At 65.3% G+C, this 15910-nt stretch carries 14 protein-coding genes and 1 pseudogene; 2 read left to right on the forward strand and 13 right to left on the reverse strand.

Going from position 1 to position 15910, the window contains the following annotated elements:
* Window positions 1–144: 144 nt before the first annotated feature.
* A complete protein-coding gene (locus JHD07_RS14450) occupies window positions 145–1692 on the reverse strand; it encodes a Do family serine endopeptidase (RefSeq protein ID WP_291623227.1) in 1548 nt (515 codons plus the stop codon).
* A 205-nt stretch (window positions 1693–1897) separates the two neighbouring features.
* Here JHD07_RS14450 and JHD07_RS14455 point away from each other — a divergent pair, with 205 nt between their 5' ends.
* Window positions 1898–2734 carry a universal stress protein gene (locus JHD07_RS14455; RefSeq protein WP_291623229.1) on the forward strand — a complete coding sequence of 279 codons (837 nt, stop codon included), beginning with the start codon at window positions 1898–1900 and terminating at the stop codon, window positions 2732–2734.
* 18 nt (window positions 2735–2752) lie between these two features.
* Here the strand turns inward: JHD07_RS14455 and JHD07_RS14460 are convergent, their stop codons facing one another.
* The 10 genes from JHD07_RS14460 to JHD07_RS14505 form a co-directional block, all read right to left on the reverse strand.
* Window positions 2753–2965 (reverse strand): hypothetical protein, encoded by a 213-nt coding sequence (locus JHD07_RS14460; RefSeq protein WP_291623231.1) that lies wholly within the window; start codon window positions 2963–2965, stop codon window positions 2753–2755.
* A gap of 170 nt (window positions 2966–3135) precedes the next feature.
* On the reverse strand, window positions 3136–4992 hold the full coding sequence (locus tag JHD07_RS14465; protein ID WP_291623233.1) for an EAL domain-containing protein: 1857 nt from the start codon (window positions 4990–4992) through the stop codon (window positions 3136–3138).
* A gap of 254 nt (window positions 4993–5246) precedes the next feature.
* Window positions 5247–5984 (reverse strand): ribulose-phosphate 3-epimerase, encoded by a 738-nt coding sequence (rpe, locus tag JHD07_RS14470; protein WP_291623236.1) that lies wholly within the window; start codon window positions 5982–5984, stop codon window positions 5247–5249.
* Window positions 5981–6913, reverse strand: coding sequence for a CbbX protein (cbbX, locus tag JHD07_RS14475; RefSeq protein WP_291623237.1), 933 nt, complete (start codon window positions 6911–6913; stop codon window positions 5981–5983). The genes rpe and cbbX overlap by 4 nt, the downstream gene beginning before the upstream one ends.
* A 98-nt stretch (window positions 6914–7011) precedes the next feature.
* The gene (locus JHD07_RS14480) at window positions 7012–7419 is read right to left on the reverse strand and encodes a ribulose bisphosphate carboxylase small subunit (protein WP_291623239.1); all 408 of its coding nucleotides are present in this window, start codon (window positions 7417–7419) and stop codon (window positions 7012–7014) included.
* Window positions 7420–7431: 12 nt separating this feature from the next.
* Window positions 7432–8892 carry a form I ribulose bisphosphate carboxylase large subunit gene (locus JHD07_RS14485; protein WP_291623241.1) on the reverse strand — a complete coding sequence of 487 codons (1461 nt, stop codon included), beginning with the start codon at window positions 8890–8892 and terminating at the stop codon, window positions 7432–7434.
* Between the two features lie 30 nt (window positions 8893–8922).
* Window positions 8923–10008 (reverse strand): class II fructose-bisphosphate aldolase, encoded by a 1086-nt coding sequence (gene fba / locus JHD07_RS14490; RefSeq protein WP_291623243.1) that lies wholly within the window; start codon window positions 10006–10008, stop codon window positions 8923–8925.
* A 12-nt stretch (window positions 10009–10020) separates the two neighbouring features.
* Window positions 10021–12039, reverse strand: coding sequence for a transketolase (gene tkt / locus JHD07_RS14495; RefSeq protein ID WP_291623245.1), 2019 nt, complete (start codon window positions 12037–12039; stop codon window positions 10021–10023).
* 16 nt (window positions 12040–12055) lie between these two features.
* Window positions 12056–12931 carry a phosphoribulokinase gene (locus JHD07_RS14500; RefSeq protein ID WP_291623247.1) on the reverse strand — a complete coding sequence of 292 codons (876 nt, stop codon included), beginning with the start codon at window positions 12929–12931 and terminating at the stop codon, window positions 12056–12058.
* A gap of 13 nt (window positions 12932–12944) precedes the next feature.
* Window positions 12945–13982, reverse strand: coding sequence for a class 1 fructose-bisphosphatase (locus JHD07_RS14505; protein WP_291623249.1), 1038 nt, complete (start codon window positions 13980–13982; stop codon window positions 12945–12947).
* A gap of 119 nt (window positions 13983–14101) precedes the next feature.
* Between JHD07_RS14505 and JHD07_RS14510 the strand changes: the two genes are divergently transcribed.
* Window positions 14102–15079, forward strand: a complete 978-nt coding sequence (locus JHD07_RS14510; protein ID WP_291623251.1) for a LysR family transcriptional regulator — start codon at window positions 14102–14104, stop codon at window positions 15077–15079.
* A 236-nt stretch (window positions 15080–15315) separates the two neighbouring features.
* Here the strand turns inward: JHD07_RS14510 and JHD07_RS14515 are convergent, their stop codons facing one another.
* Window positions 15316–15510 carry a hypothetical protein gene (locus JHD07_RS14515; protein WP_291623253.1) on the reverse strand — a complete coding sequence of 65 codons (195 nt, stop codon included), beginning with the start codon at window positions 15508–15510 and terminating at the stop codon, window positions 15316–15318.
* A 159-nt stretch (window positions 15511–15669) separates the two neighbouring features.
* Window positions 15670–15910, reverse strand: a pseudogene (locus tag JHD07_RS14520) (MFS transporter); the annotation flags it as partial.

The following is a 15910-nucleotide window of genomic DNA, read 5'->3' on the forward strand; positions in this document are numbered from 1 at the left end:
TCGGCGATAGCGGCTTTTTCGGACGGTCCCTGGTCATCGCCCCTGCCGTTAACGAGAATGTTATCGCGGCTCGTGGGAGTTTCCGCGACCACGAAAAAGGCGGCCCGAGGGCCGCCTTTCAGATTTGCGCAGCCGTGGCTCGCGCTAGGCGAGCGGCACCGCGACAAACCGGGTGGCGTCAGCGCTTTTGACCTGCAGCAACACGCTCCGCTTGCCAGACGATTTGGCCTGCGCCAGTTCCGAGCGCACCTCGCCGACATTGCTGACGGCCTTGCCACCGACATTGAGGATGACGTCGCCGGTCTGGATACCGCGTTGCGCGGCCGGCCCTTGCGGATCGACCTCCGTCACGACGACGCCCTTCGGGCCCGCGCCCTGGACGTCACCGGCCGGCGCCAGGCTGAGGCCCAGGCGCGGCGTGCCTGCATTCGGCTGTCTGCTGCCTTCGTCAGCATTGCCATTTCCCTTCGCCTGGCGGTCGCTGGGAAGCTCGCCCAACGCCACGGTCAGCGTCTTGCTGTCGCCCTTGCGGAAGACGTCGATCTTCACGGACGCGCCGGGCGCCAAGGTGGCGATGGTTCGGGCGAGATCGCGGGAGTCCTTGATGGTGGTGCCGTTGACGGCCGTGATGACGTCGCCTGCCTCGATGCCGGCCTTCGCCGCCGGGCTGCCATCCTGCGGACTGTCGACGATCGCGCCACGCGCCTCCTTGAGGCCGAGGCTGTCGGCGATATCCGAGGTCACGGGCTGCACCTGCACGCCGAGCCAGCCCCTTGTGACCACGCCCTTGTCCTTCAACTGCGCGACGACGAGCTTGGCGGTCGAGGCCGGGATGTCGAAACCGATGCCGACCGAGCCGCCCGAGGGCGAGAAGATCGCGGTGTTCACGCCGATCACATTGCCGTTCATATCGAAGGCCGGACCGCCCGAATTGCCCTTGTTGATCGGCGCATCGATCTGGATGTAGTCGTCATAGGGACCATTGCCGATATCGCGGCCGCTGGCCGAGACGATGCCCGCGGTCACGGTGCCGCCGAGCCCGAAGGGATTGCCGACCGCGACCACCCAGTCGCCGATGCGCGGCTTCTGGTCGGAGAATTTGACGAAGGGAAAGTCCTTCTTGCCGTCGACCTTGATCAGCGCCAGGTCGGTCTTCGGATCGGTGCCGACGACCTTCGCAGTGTAGCTCGTGCCGTCATCCATGGTCACCTGCACGGACTCGGCGTGGTCGACGACGTGGTTGTTGGTCACGGCATAGCCGTCGGCGGAGATGAAGAAGCCCGAGCCCTCGCCCGTGATCATCTGATGGCGCTGGCGCGGCATGCCGTTCGCCCCGCCAGGGAAGCGGAAGCCGAACTGTCGCGAGAACTGGTCGAGCGGGGAGTCCTCGTCAGAATCCATCCGGTTCTGCTGCAGCATCGCCGTCTTGTCGCTGGTTCGGTCGATCTTCACGCGTACCGAGATCACTGCTGGTTTGACCTTGCTGACGAGATCGCCGAAGCCGGGCGGCGTCGCGGCGGTTTCCGCGGCCTGGGCCGGCGCGATGAAGGAATTCATACCGAACGGCGAAGCGCCGGGTGATGCCGCCAGCACGGCCACGCCGAGCGCAGCCACGGTGCCGAGCAGCGCGAGCCGGCGCGGCCTGAGTATCTTGCGAGACGTGTTGGTGTCGAAATTGACGCGGTCGTTCATGTCGAAATGTCCATGTTGAGCAGGTGTCGCCTTGCCCTCAACATGGCCGCTGCCACCTTACGGCGTCCCGTCCATCCGATTAAATCTCGGCAAACAATGGGGCAGCGGGCGCCTTGGCAAATCACCTCCCGTATTGATGCAGCTCAATACGAGTCCTTGGCGCCGTGAAAAACTGCGAGCGTCGGATGATGACCGGAGGCGCGCCATGTACAAAGACATTCTCGTCCACATTCCCACCGAACGTCCCATGCGCCCCGTCATCGAGGGCTCGATCTCGCTCGCGGCGCACCTCAACGCACATCTCGACGCCATCGCGGTCGGCTATGTCACAACCAGTGCAGCTTACGTGATGGAGGGCGGCGCCGCGGTGGCGGCCGTGTTCGAGCTGGAACGCGAGCGCGCGGTGGAGCGAGCCGAGGCTGCGCTCGCGGTGTTCAAGAGCGAAGCGGCGAACGCCGGTCTCTCCCACACCTGCCACGCACTCGGCGCGATCCCGGCGGATGCGGCCAGCACGCTCGGCGAGATGGCGCGCCTGCACGACCTCAGCGTCGTGCTCCAGCCGGATCCGGCGCAAGGCTCGTTCGACAACGACGTGCCGCGCGAGATCCTGTTCCAGGCGGGCGGCCCGGTGCTGTTCCTGCCCTACACCTTCCGCGGAGCCTTCAAGGCGAACCGGATCGGCATTTGTTGGGACGGCAGCCGCCTCGCCGCCCGCGCGGTGCGCGACGCAGCACCGTTCCTCGCGCGCGCCGCAGAGATCGTGATCATCACGGTCAACGAAACCGACGCAGCCTCCGGCGAAGCCTCAGCGAGCGCTCTGGCAAGGCATCTCGGCCGGCGCGGAGTGCCAACCCGCACGGTCGGCCTGTCGGCAGCGCGCGCCGACATCCAGCCGACCATCCTGTCGCTGGCCGCCGACGAGAGCCTCGATCTCCTGGTGATGGGCGGCTACGGCCATTCGCGCTTGCAGGAGCGCGTCCTCGGGGGCGTCACCCGTGCCATGCTGGAAGCCATGACGGTCCCCGCGCTGATGTCGCATTGAGCCACCGGCCTGAAGCCATCACGCTGCGACGGGTGCTTCCCATGTCGCGGGTGCGGCGGCGTCCACGTCGCCATGCACATTGCACGCGTCGAAATGCGCCTTGAGCTCGATCTCGGCGAGATGCTCGAAATGTTCGGCTTGGCCGAGAAGTTCCCAGGTCTGCAGCGGCCGGTAGGCCGCCTGCTGGCGACAGAGGGACGCCAGCGCCCGGTAGCGACGTACGTTCTCCATGAGACCCTCCCTCGCGTTCACAGGCTTATTGCCCGGATTTGCGTCAGGCCGATGGCGCTTATGCAAAACATTTGCTGCGCGGGCAACGTGCCTGAGCTCGGTTAATTTCGAGAAAGCCGGGTAAGAACTTTGGTTCCAAACGTTCCCGCGGAACTCTCGCCCAACGCGCGTCAGGCGTAGAGGCGGCGCTCCACCGTCACACCGACCAGGTCGAGATAGCGTTCCATCAAGTCGGGCCGGCCGACCAGATAGCCCTGCATCTCCTCGCAGGCCTCGCGGGCCAGAAAGGCACGCTGTGCCTCCGTCTCCACCCCCTCGGCGATGACTGGAATCTTCAGCGCGTGCGCGTGGCTCAGGACGGCGCGGACGATCTCGGCCGATTGCGGCGTCGCCTCGAGATTGCAGATGAAGCTGCGGTCGATCTTGATCTTGTCGAACGGGAACGACTGCAGATAGGACAGCGAGGAATAGCCGGTACCGAAATCGTCCATCGCGATGCGGACGCCGAGCGCCTTCAGCCGCCGCAGCAGATTGAGCGCGCGGGTGAAATCACCGATCAGCACGCCCTCGGTGATCTCGACCTCGAGCCGCGCCGGCGAAAGCCCGGTCTCCAGCAGGATCTGGTGGATCGAACGTTCGAGATCGCCGGCCTGGAACTGGACCGGGGACAGATTGACCGCGACCTGCAACGGCCGCGGCCATGACGCCGCCTCGCGGCACGCTTCGCGTAAGGCCCATTCGCCGATCTCGATGATCAGCCCGTTCTCCTCCGCCAGCGGAATGAACTGGTCCGGCCGCACGAAGCCCCGGGTCGGATGATTCCAGCGCAGCAGCGCCTCGAAGCCGATCACCTCGCCATCCACCCGCGCCTGGGGCTGGAAATGGAGTAGGAGCTGGTTTTGCTCCAGCGCCTGCCTCAGATCGTGCTGCAACAGCCTGCGGTCGCGCAGCTCCTGATCCATCTCGGATACGAAGCAACGAACCCGCCCCCTGCCCTCGCGCTTCGCACGATACAGGGCCGAGTCGGCATTGGCGAGCAATGTCGCGGCGTTGACGCCGTCGTCTGGATAGAACGCGACACCGATGCTGAGTCCGGCGTGGAGGAGATAGTCTTGGACCTCCAGCTCCTGGCCGATCGCCTCGACCAGGCGTTCGGCCAGCGCCACAACGTCCTCGCGACTGATGTGGTCAGGCATCAGGATCATGAACTCGTCGCCGCCGATGCGGGCAACGAAGGCGCCGTCGGCTTCCGCAGCAAGCCGGTCAGCCGCCGCCCGCATCAGCATGTCGCCGACGGGGTGACCGAACACGTCGTTGACTTCCTTGAAGCGGTCGAGGTCGAGGCTCAGCACGGCGAAACTTGTCGACGCCTCCTGCGCCCGCTCCAGCCGTTCAGCCAGCGCCGCATTGAAGGCGCTGCGGTTCGGCAAATCGGTCAACGCATCATGATGCGCAAGATAGCTGATCCGCTGCCGGGTGGTGACACGCTCCGTGACGTCCTCGATCACGCCGACCAGATATTGCGGACCCCCATTCCCATCCGTGATCAGCATTTTCCGTGAATTGACGACCCGGTCGCGGCCCTTGACGCCGACTTCGAGCAGATGCTCCTCGAGAAACATCGGCATGCCGCTGGCCACGACGCGCTTATCCTGCTCGTTGACCATGCGGTCCACGTCAGCTGGGAAAATCTGCTCGGGCGTTCGGCCGAGCATCTGTTCGCGCGGCATGCCGTAATAGTCTTCGCCGGCGCGATTGAGCAGGATGTAGCGCGAACTCTCCGCACATTTCGCGAAGACCGCGATCGGGATGTTTTCGATGATGGTATCGAGAAATTCGCGGGTCCGCAGCAGATCCTGCTCGACCTCGTCGCGCGTTTGCGCGCGTATTTCGATCATCCGCTGACGCTCTCGATCACCGGCCTCGTAGGCAGCACTGACGAACTCGCCGAGCTTGACGAGATCGACCTGTCCGGCGGCATCGGTGGCGCAGCGGAGCTGCTCGGCGAACAAGCGATGCATGCTCATGCCATCACTTTGCGCCGCGTGCGGTCTTCATGCCCGCAATTATCGTCATTCCGCATCCGCGCTCTCATGGCCTTCCTAAACCACAGATTGAGACGCTCGGCATTGCGCGGTCGTTAACCGATTGTCCTTCTCAGGTGCGTTGGTTACCCCGGCCTGAATGAGCCGGTCGGTTTGGACGGCATCCTCCGTAGACATCCGGATAAAGTGGCGCGCCTTGACACACCGGAACCACGGCAGCAGGGCTGATCCGTAATCTACCGAATGAGCGCACTTTCTCCGGCTCGCTGTGGGGGCGCGGAACTATGTTGCAGCTTCTGAACCCGGCCCGTCTCCGCGGCGACGCGAATAGCCGCAATATTGGCGGCATACTCGGCAGCGCTCTTGCCGCGAAATACGGCGGAGCCGGCGACCAGCGTATCGGCGCCCGCTGCAACCACGGCCGCGGCATTGTCGCGCGTGATCCCGCCATCGACCTCGAGCCGAATCGGCCGCGCGCCGATCATGGTCCCGATCCGCCTGATCTTCTCAAGCTGGGATCCGAGGAAGGATTGGCCACCGAATCCCGGATTGACCGTCATGACCAGGATCAGGTCGAGACGATCGAGCACATATTCGATCGCACTCTCGGGCGTCGACGGACACAGGCTGACGCCGGCCTTCTTGCCGAGCGCACGGATCGCCTGGAGTGAGCGGTCGAGATGGGCGCCTGCTTCAGCATGAACTGTGATGACGTCGGCCCCCGCCTTCGCGAATCCTTCGAGATAGTGATCGACAGGCGCGATCATGAGGTGCACGTCGAAGATCTTCTTCGTCAGCGGCCGGATTGCCTTGATGACGTCGGCGCCAAAGCTGATATTTGGAACGAAATGTCCGTCCATGACGTCGCAATGGATCCAGTCGGCCCCAGCGGCGTCGATCGCGGCGACCTCTTCGCCGAGACGCGCGAAATCCGCGGCCAGGATCGAGGGAGCGATGACGATCTCCCTCGTCATGGCTTTGGGCTCCGGGCGTCGGCGCCGCCGCTGAATACGCGACTGGCAAGCACATCCATGGGATCGATGGTTTCGAGGTCGGCGACATCGAGCATGCGGTCGAGATCGGACACCAGCCGGTCGGCCTGTCGCAGACGGATGCGGTCGACGGCGTTGCGTATCGAGCGCGCATTGGAGAAGAACGGCTGGGTCCGGCGCAGGGCGATGTATCTCTCGAACGCTTCTCGCGCCGCTGCGGAAAAACGATAGCCCCGCTCCTTGAGCATCAGCTCGGCGATGACCAGCAGCTCAACCTCGGCGTAATCAGGGAATTCGATGTGGTGGGCGATGCGCGAGCGGAAGCCGGGATTGGAGGAGAAGAAGCTCGTCATGCGCTCGCCATAGCCGGCGAGGATCACGACGAGATCCTCGCGCTGGTTCTCCATCACCTGGAGCAGGATCTCGATCGCCTCCTGGCCATAGTCGCGCTCGTTGTCGGGCCGGTGCAGATAATAAGCCTCGTCGATGAACAGCACGCCGCCCATCGCCTTCTTCAGGATCTCTTTCGTCTTCGGCGCCGTGTGACCGATATACTGGCCGACGAGATCGTCGCGCGTCACCGAGATCACCTGCCCGCGCCGCACGAAGCCGAGCCCATGCAGAATCCTGGCCATGCGTAGCGCCACCGTGGTCTTGCCAGTGCCGGGATTGCCAGTGAAGGACATGTGCAGCGTCGGCGGCGCCGATGCAAGGCCGGCGCGCTGCCGGATGCGTTCGATCAGCAACAGGGATGCGATCTGGCGTACGCGGTTCTTCACCGGCTTGAGCCCGATCAACTCCTGATCGAGCTGTTGCAGCGTTGCGGTAATCCCCGCGGCTTCGGCCTCCTTGCGGAGATCGAAATGGGTCTCGCTGTGTTCGGTGGTCGTTACGTGGGGCACATCGAGCATGGCTAGCCTCGAAAGAAGAGCTTCTCCGCGGGGGAGCCGCGAAGCAATGGTCCGCCAAGGATCCGGAGCAGGGAGAGCTCCGTGCGGAAGGGAACCGCTCAGGTCGATGCCTGCACGGCCGGCTTGCGCACGGTGGTGTAACGGATCGCGCGGCCCGCCACCTCATGCCGCACCAGCTCGAACTCCGCCTCCTGCTTCGGCCGGTTGACGAGGAAGGAGATCCGCACCGATTCCCAGCCGTGGCTGGCGTCGAAGCCGCTGATGCGGATGTAGCGATCGCTATACACCCTGCGGCATTCGGCGAGCTCCATCATGACGCCGGCAGCGTCCTGAAGATCGAACATCGGCAGGCCCCACATCTCCCAATAGGTGTTGCGGGGATGTGGGTCGTCGGTGAACTCGATGTTCACCGCCCAGCCGTTGGCAAGGCAATACTGCACTTGCTTGGTGATCTGGTCATCCGTCAGATCGGGCAGGAACGAGAAGCAGCCCTGGGTCAGTTTCATGTTCGAATCTCCTCAGACGGTTTCCAGCGCCGTCGGAACGAAGTCCGGCGTGTCGGTGGATTGGTAGTTGAAGGTGACGTCCTTCCAGACCTCGAGCGCGGCCTTCAGCGGCGTGCAGGTCTGCGCGGCCTTGGCGAGGATCTCCGGGCCCTCATGGACGTAGTCGCGGCCCTCGTTGCGGGCGAGGATCATCGCCTCCAGCGCCACGCGGTTGGCGGTGGCCCCTGCCGCGATGCCCATGGGATGGCCGATGGTGCCGCCGCCGAATTGCAGCACCACGTCCTCGCCCAGCAGGTCGAGCAATTGATGCATCTGGCCGGCATGGATGCCGCCGGAGGCGACCGGCATCATCTTGTTCAGGCTGGCCCAGTGCTGGTCGAAGAACAGGCCGTGCTCGAGCCTGGTGGGGTTGAAGTCCTCGCGGCAGACGTCGTAATAGCCGCGCGTGGTGTTGGGATCGCCCTCGAGCTTGCCGACCACCGTGCCGGCATGGATGTGGTCGACCCCGGCAAGCCGCATCCATTTCGCGATGACGCGGAACGACACGCCATGACTCTTCTGCCGGGTATAGGTGGAATGGCCGGCGCGGTGCAGATGCAGGATCATGTCGTTGCGCCGCGCCCATTTGGCCATCGACTGGATCGCGGTGTAGCCGATCACGAGATCGATCATGACGATGCACGACCCGAGCTCCTTGGCGAACTCCGCGCGCTCGTACATGTCCTCCATCGTGGCAGCGGTGATGTTCAAATAGGTGCCCTTGACCTCGCCCGAGGCCGCCTGCGCGCGGTTCACCGCCTCCATGCAATAGAGGAAGCGGTCGCGCCAGTGCATGAAGGGCTGCGAGTTGATGTTCTCGTCGTCCTTGGTGAAGTCGAGGCCGCCCTTCAGCGCCTCATAGACCACGCGGCCGTAATTGCGGCCCGACAGCCCGAGCTTCGGCTTCACCGTCGCACCCAGCAGCGGCCGGCCGAACTTGTCGAGCCGCTCGCGCTCGACCACGATCCCGGTGGCCGGCCCCTGGAAGGTCTTCACATAGGCGACCGGGAAACGCATGTCCTCCAACCGCAGCGCCTTCAGGGGCTTGAAGCCGAACACGTTACCTATGATCGAGGCGGAGAGGTTTGCGATCGAGCCCGGCTCGAACAGGTCGAGGTCATAGGCGATGTAGGCGAAATACGAGCCGGGCGAGCCTGGGACGGGATCGACCCGGTAGCACTTGGCGCGATATTTCTCCGCCGCAGTCAAGCGGTCGGTCCACACCACCGTCCAGGTCGCGGTCGAGGATTCACCGGCCACAGCAGCCGAGGCCTCGATCGGATCGACGCCTTCCTGCGGAGTCACGCGGAACAGTGCGATGACGTCGGTGTCTTTCGGCGTGTACTCGGGCTCCCAATAGCCCATGCGCGCGTATTCCATCGTGCCCGATCGATAGCGCTCTTTGCCGCGGACGGTTCCTGCATGCGCATTCATGGCTCTCTCCTGCTCTTCTCTCTGAATTGATTAGGCGGCGACCGGCTCACGCGTGCCAATGCGCGGATCGAGGTCACCTGCGCGATAGCGCCGCGCCATCTCGCTCAACGGAATCACCTTGATCCTGCTCGCATGGCCCGCGGTGCCGAACTGCTCGAAGCGCTCGCGACAAAGCTCGCGCATCGCATCCATCGCCGGTTTGAGGAACTTGCGCGGGTCGAACTCGCTGCGGCTCTGCGCGGCCACTTTCCGGAACACCGCGGTCATCGCCAGACGGCAGTCGGTGTCGATATTGACCTTGCGCACGCCGCTTCGGATGCCACGAACGATCTCATCCACCGGCACGCCCCAGGTCTGCGGCATCTCGCCGCCGAACTGGTTGAACATGTCCTGGAGCGGCTGCGGCACCGAGGAGGAGCCGTGCATGACGAGATGCGTGTTCGGCAGCCGACGGTGGATTTCTTCGACCACCCGCATCGCCAGGATGTCGCCATCCGGCTTGCGGCTGAACTTGTAGGCGCCGTGCGAAGTACCCATCGCAATGGCGAGCGCGTCGACCTTGGTGGCGCGAACGAAGTCGACGGCCTGGTCGGGATCGGTCAAGAGCTGGTCGTGGCTGACCTTGCCCTCGACACCGTGGCCATCTTCTTGTTCCCCGCCGCCATGTTCCAGCGAGCCGAGCACGCCGAGCTCGCCTTCGACGGATGCGCCGACCCAATGCGCGAGATCGACGACGCGGCGGGTGATCGCGACGTTGTAATCATAGTCGGCCGCGGTCTTGGCATCGGCCCTGAGCGAGCCGTCCATCATGACCGACGTAAAGCCGTGGGCGATGGCGGACGCGCAGGTCGCCTCGTCATTGCCGTGGTCCTGGTGCATGCAGAGCGGGATGTCGGGATAGGTCCGCTCCAGCGCGTCGATCATGTGCGAGAGCATGAGATCGCCGGCATAGCTGCGCGCGCCGCGCGAGGCCTGGATAATCACGGGCGCGTCGACCTCCGCCGCAGCCTGCATCATCGCGATGCCCTGCTCCATGTTGTTGATGTTGAACGCAGGCACGGCATAGCCGTGGCTGGCGGCGTGATCGAGCAACTGGCGAAGGGTGATACGGGCCACGGATTGTCCTCCTTATTGGCTCTTGCGGGCGATCGCCCGGCGGGCGGCTTCCGCAACGCTCTGCGGCGTGATGCCAAATTCGCGATATAGCACCGGCGCAGGCGCGGAGGCGCCGAAGCCGCGCATGCCGACGAACTCGCCGTCGGCGCCGATCCAGCGTGGCCAGTCGCCCAACACTGCTGCCTCGATTCCGACGCGCGGCGCGGTGCCGAGCACTGCGGCGCGGTAGTCGTCCGGCTGCTCCTCGAACAGGGCGAAGCACGGCGCGGAGACCACGGCCGCGCGGATGTGCTCGGTCGCTAGCAGGCGGGCGGCATCCAGGGCTATCGCCACTTCCGAGCCGGTTGCGATCAGCGTCACGTCGCGGCCGCCGTCGGGCGAGACGACGAGATAGGCGCCACATGAGACACGGTTTCGGCCGCGGGCATCGCTGCGAAAGGTCGGCAGCGCCTGCCGCGACAAGCACAGCACGGATGGACGCTTCTCGGAGCTGAGTGCGCAGTCCCACGCCTCCAGCGTCTCCACCGCGTCCGCGGGACGGAACACCAGGAGGTTCGGGATGACGCGCAGCGCCGCCAGATGCTCGACCGGCTGATGCGTCGGGCCATCCTCGCCGAGGCCGATTGAGTCGTGGGTCATCACATGGATGGCGCGCAGGCGCATCAGCGCGGCAAGGCGGATCGCCGGCCGGCTGTAATCGGAGAAGGCGAGGAACGTGCCGCCATAGGGAATGAAGCCGCCATGCAGCGCGAGGCCGTTCATCGCGGCGGCCATGCCGTGCTCGCGAATGCCGTAGTGGATGTATTCGCCGCCGAACGCTCCTCGTTTGACGGGAGCCTGCGCCTTGGCATGCGTGAGGTTCGAATGCGTGAGGTCCGCGGAGCCTCCGACCAGGCCGGGAATGGTCCCGGCGATGCCGTCGAGCACCTGTTGCGAGGCCTGCCGGGTCGCGAGCTTCGGCTGTTCGCTGGCAAAGCGCTCGCGCAACTTCGCGGCGGCCAACACATAGGCCGCCGGCAGAGCGACGGCCTTGCCCTCGACGAACAGGTCGCGCTGCTCAGGCGTCGCGCCTTCATAGCGATCGAGCCAGGCGAGCCGATCGACCTGCCCGCGCTGCCCGATCATCCGCCACGCCTTGAGCACCGGGATAGGCACCACGAAGGGCTGGTAGTCCCAGCCGAGATTCCGGCGCGCCGCCGCTGTCTGCTCCGTGCCGAGCGGCGCGCCATGCGCCTTCTCGGTGCCCTGTCTATCAGGCGCGCCATAGCCGATGATGGTGCGGCAAGCGATCAGCGACGGCTTTGCGGTCTCCCGCTCCTCGGCGATCGCCTGCGCGACCGCCTCGGAATCGTGCCCATCGACCCGGCGCACCGACCAGCCGGAGGCAGCGAAGCGCGCGAGCTGGTCGTCCGACGTCGCAAGCGAGGTCGGACCGTCAATCGAGATGCCGTTGTCGTCGAACAGCACGATGAGCCGACCGAGGCCGAGATGGCCTGCGAGCGAAATCGCTTCCTGGCTGATGCCTTCCATCAGGCAGCCGTCGCCGGCGATGATATAGGTGAAGTGATCGACGAGGCCGTCGCCATGCCGTGCATTGGCCATACGCTCGGCGAGCGCCATGCCGACGGCGGTCGCGATGCCCTGCCCCAGCGGCCCCGTCGTGGTCTCGACGCCGCGCGTGTGGCCATATTCGGGATGGCCCGGCGTCTTCGAGCCCCATTGCCGGAAGGCCTTGATGTCGTCGAGGCTGAGGTCGCCGCCGGTGAGGTGCAGCAGCGCATAGAGCAGCATCGAGCCGTGCCCCGCCGACAGCACGAAACGGTCGCGGTCCGGCCAATTGGGATGGGCCGAGTCGAACTTCAGGAAGCGGGAGAACAGCACGGTGGCGACGTCGGCCATCCCCATCGGCAAACCGGGATGACCGGACTGCGAGGTCTCGATGGCGTCGACCGCGAGAAAGCGGACCGCATTGGCGAGATCGTGGTGCGTGACCGCCGTGAGGTCGGCTTCGGCATGGACGGAGATGTTCATCGGATGCTCTCCTCCTTCACTTCAGGCTGCGCTTGCGCTCGATCAACTGCATGATCAGCGGTGTCAGGATCAGCTGCATCGCGAGGTCGAGCTTGGCGCCGGGGCAGACGATCGAGTTGGCGCGCGACATCCAGCTTTGCGGCAGCATCGAGAGCAGATAGGGGAAGTCGATGCCGCGCGGATTCTTGAAGCGGATCACGACCATCGATTCGTCCGGCGTCGGGATCCAGCGCGCCACGAACGGATTGGAAGTGTCCACCGTCGGCACGCGTTGGAAGTTGATGTCGGTCTCGCTGAATTGCGGGCAGATATAGTGGATGTAGTCGGGCATTCGCCGCAGGATGGTGTCGGTGACGGCCTCGGTCGAATAGCCGCGCGCGCTGCGGTCACGGTGCAGCTTCTGGATCCATTCGAGATTGATGACGGGCACGACCCCGATCTTGAGGTCGGCATAGCGCGCGACATTGACCTTGTCGGTGACCACGGCGCCGTGCAGCCCTTCGTAGAACAGCAGGTCGGAGTTCTCCGGCAGCTTCTTCCAATCGGTGAAGGTACCGGGCGCCGCGCCGTGCAGCGCGGACTCCTCGGCGTCGTGCACGTAATGCCGCGTCACCGCCGTGCCGGTCTCGCCGTAGTCGCGGAAGGCACGCTCCAGCTCCTCGAACAAATTGGTCTCGGGGCTGAAATGGCTGAAGTGCTTGTTGCCGCGCTCGGCCTCCTTCGCCATCTGCGCCCGCATCTCGGCGCGGTCGTAGCGATGAAAGGCGTCGCCCTCGATGTAGACGGCGTTGACCTTCTCGCGGAAAAAAATCTGCTCGAAGGTCTTCTTGACCGAGGTGGTTCCGGCGCCGGACGAGCCGGTGATGGAGATAATCGGGTGTTTCCTGGACATGGCGTCACCCCGCTCAGAGCCGGAAGAATCCGCGCCGCGCGAACAGCGGCGCCGAGACGCTGGCGACCAGCAGCGGATCGCAGTGCAGCTCCTCGACCCGCCGCACCTCGTTGCTCGAGCCCATGATCAGCGGCACGCGCTGGTGCAGGCTTTGCGCGGAGAGGTCGAGGATGCGCCCGCGTCCCGTCGTGGCGGAGCCGCCGGCCTGTTCGATGATCATCGCCATCGGATGCGCCTCGTAGGTCAGGCGCAGGCGGCCGTCGCCATAGCCGGGACGCGCATCGGAGGGATAGAGGAACACGCCGCCGCGGGTCAGGATGCGGTAGGCCTCGGCGACCAGCGAGCCGACCCAGCGCATGTTGAAATCGTGGTTCGCGGGCCCTCCGACACCTGCGAGGCATTCGTCGACGAAGGCGCGCACCGGCGGATCCCAGTGCCGGCTGTTCGAGGCGTTGATCGCGAACTCCTCGCTAAACTCGGCGATCTGCACGCCGCTGCGCGCGAGGCGGAAGCAGCCGGACTTGCGGTCGAGCGTGAAGATGTCGACGCCCTCGCCCAGCGTCAGCACGAGCGAGGTCTGCGGGCCGTAGGTGACGAAGCCCGCCGCGAGCTGTGCCGAGCCGCGCTGGTGGAAGGCGAGCGAGAGATCGTCCGGTGCCGGCAGGATCGAGAAGATCGTGCCGACGGTCATGTTGATGTCGATGTTGGAGGAGCCGTCGAGCGGATCGATCGCGATGCAGATGCGGCCCTGACGATCGACGATCTGGGCCTCGCGCATCTCTTCCGACGCCAGCGCCGCGATCGGGAGCTTGCCGAGGCAGAGGCGCAGGATCGCGTCTGCCTGCACATCGAGGTCGCGCTGGACGTCGCCGTCGCTGTTGCGCCCCGTCGTCAGGCCCGATGCGTCCAAGAGGTCGCCGCCGGCAATGAGGTCGGCGATCTCGATCGCCGCCGCAGCGACGGCATCGACCGCGGCCGCCACGGCCAGCGCGTGCGGTGCGGTTTCGCGATACCGTTGAAGGTGATCGTCCAGCCTGAGTTGCCCGGTCATCGGCGTCCATCCCCTTTGCCGGTGCCGCACTCATTCCCTCCCCGCTGGGGGTCGATGCGGTCAGTCCCGGCTTCAGGAGATTGACAGGGGCAATTTAATAAGGAAAATTTCTATTCATAATGAGCCTCAAAGAATTTTCTTATAATGGTCCTGGCCATGCAGCGGCTCAGCTCCGGCATCTCACGATCCGGCAGCTGCGCTCGCTTGCGGCGCTCTCGGCCAAGGGCAGCGTGACCGCGGCCTCCAACCATCTCGGTCTGACCCAGCCGGCCGTGACGCAGCAGCTCCGGCAGCTTCAGGATCTTGCCGGCCTGCCGCTGGTGCAGCGGACCGGCGACGGCATGCTGCTGACGGAAGCGGGCAAGGAGGTGCTGGCGCTGGCCGAGCGGGTCGAGGCCGCCATCACGGACTGCCAGGGCGCGCTCGACCTGCTCGCGGGTCGGACCGGCGGCACGGTCCATCTCGGCGCGGTCTCGACCGCCAAATATTTCGTGCCGCATGCGATTGCGGCATTCTCAAAGCGTTACCCCAGGATCGAGATCAAGCTGACCATCGGCAATCGCGAGGAGATCCGCGAGGCGATGCACGGCTACGACCTCGACTTCGCGGTGATGGGTCGGCCACCGGCCGACGTCACCGTCGATGTCCGCCAGCTCGGGCGCAATCCGCACATCATCGTCGCCCGCAAGGGGCACTGGCTGGAGAAGGATTCCGGCCTCAGCCTGACCGATCTCGTGCACGAGACCTTCCTCACCCGCGAGCCCGGTTCGGGCACGCGCACGCTGATGGAGGGCCTGTTCCAGAAGTCCGATCTCGAGCCGATCATCGGCATGGAGATGAGCAGCAACGAGACCATCAAGCAGGCCGTGATCGCCGGGCTCGGCATCGCCTTCATCTCGGCTCACACCGTGGCGCATGAGCTCGCCGAGGGCCGGCTCGTCGTGCTCGACGTCGCGGGCTTGCCGATCGTGCGGCAATGGTACGTGATCCGCCGCAGCGACAAGGTGCTGCTGCCGCCGGCGCAGGCGATGTTCGATTTTCTGGGCTCGGAAGGGTCGAACTATCTGCCCGATGTGCCCGATCTCGGCGGGCAATAGGCCGCCGGCACTCAGCTCATCAGCTTCATGGCGAGCGTAGCCGCCAGCACCAGGATGATCTGAAGCAGGCGCTCGGTCGTGAAGATGCGGTTGAAGGTGGTCATCGCGTGCCCCGGCCGACGCAAAGGAGATCGGCTCGTTGCTAGCACAGAAGAGGACGGAGACAACTCCGTACTTGCCCCGTGGCCGGTGACGGCTGCGGCGGGCCGGCTCACGGCCGCGCCGATCGCCGGCGATCAGGCCGCGAGCGCGGCGTGGTCCGTGCGTGTCGCGAAATAGGCTTCCAATTCCGACAACGCCCGCGCTTCCCACTCGCTCGCCTGCTCCAGCAGCGACCAGCTCTGGCCCGGGCGGAACGCTGCGGTCTGGCGATAGAGCGATGCGATGCCGCGATAGCGGCGCACGTTCTCCAGGATGGCGTAACCGTTCATCTCCGAAAACTCCCTCGTCATTCCCGCGGGAGAAACTGCGGCCAAATCTTTTTCGAAAAGTTAGCGGCGCGCGGCATGTTCGCGGATGGTTGCCGGACTGTTGCGCGGGCGCAACGCGCGCTGTGGGATTTACTGCGGAGGCTGGCAAGCAGGGCATGGCTATTCGGTGGCCGCATAGAGCAGCCCCATCAGGGGCAGCGCAAGGCCAATGGCAGATGCCAGCACCCAGCCGCCTTGCGCGAAGGCGAAGGCTCCGACCGCGGAGCCGGCCGCGCCCGCTGCGAAAAACGTCGCCATGTAAAGGCCGTTGAGGCGGCTGCGGTGCTCGTGCCCGAGCGCGAAGATGGCGCGGAATCCGAGCACGACGTTGCCCTGGACACCGACGTCGATGGCGACCCCG

This window comes from Bradyrhizobium sp. (genome assembly GCF_016462955.1).
GTDB lineage: Bacteria > Pseudomonadota > Alphaproteobacteria > Rhizobiales > Xanthobacteraceae > Bradyrhizobium.

Bases quoted from the DNA above. Each gene is read 5' to 3' on its own strand.
- JHD07_RS14450 (WP_291623227.1), bottom strand. From the start codon at position 1,692: ATGAACGACCGCGTCAATTTCGACACCAACACGTCTCGCAAGATACTC.
- JHD07_RS14455 (WP_291623229.1), top strand. From the start codon at position 1,898: ATGTACAAAGACATTCTCGTCCACATTCCCACCGAACGTCCCATGCGC.
- JHD07_RS14460 (WP_291623231.1), bottom strand. From the start codon at position 2,965: ATGGAGAACGTACGTCGCTACCGGGCGCTGGCGTCCCTCTGTCGCCAG.
- JHD07_RS14465 (WP_291623233.1), bottom strand. From the start codon at position 4,992: ATGAGCATGCATCGCTTGTTCGCCGAGCAGCTCCGCTGCGCCACCGAT.
- rpe (WP_291623236.1), bottom strand. From the start codon at position 5,984: ATGACGAGGGAGATCGTCATCGCTCCCTCGATCCTGGCCGCGGATTTC.
- cbbX (WP_291623237.1), bottom strand. From the start codon at position 6,913: ATGCTCGATGTGCCCCACGTAACGACCACCGAACACAGCGAGACCCAT.
- JHD07_RS14480 (WP_291623239.1), bottom strand. From the start codon at position 7,419: ATGAAACTGACCCAGGGCTGCTTCTCGTTCCTGCCCGATCTGACGGAT.
- JHD07_RS14485 (WP_291623241.1), bottom strand. From the start codon at position 8,892: ATGAATGCGCATGCAGGAACCGTCCGCGGCAAAGAGCGCTATCGATCG.
- tkt (WP_291623245.1), bottom strand. From the start codon at position 12,039: ATGAACATCTCCGTCCATGCCGAAGCCGACCTCACGGCGGTCACGCAC.
- JHD07_RS14500 (WP_291623247.1), bottom strand. From the start codon at position 12,931: ATGTCCAGGAAACACCCGATTATCTCCATCACCGGCTCGTCCGGCGCC.
- JHD07_RS14505 (WP_291623249.1), bottom strand. From the start codon at position 13,982: ATGACCGGGCAACTCAGGCTGGACGATCACCTTCAACGGTATCGCGAA.
- JHD07_RS14510 (WP_291623251.1), top strand. From the start codon at position 14,102: ATGAGCCTCAAAGAATTTTCTTATAATGGTCCTGGCCATGCAGCGGCT.
- JHD07_RS14515 (WP_291623253.1), bottom strand. From the start codon at position 15,510: ATGAACGGTTACGCCATCCTGGAGAACGTGCGCCGCTATCGCGGCATC.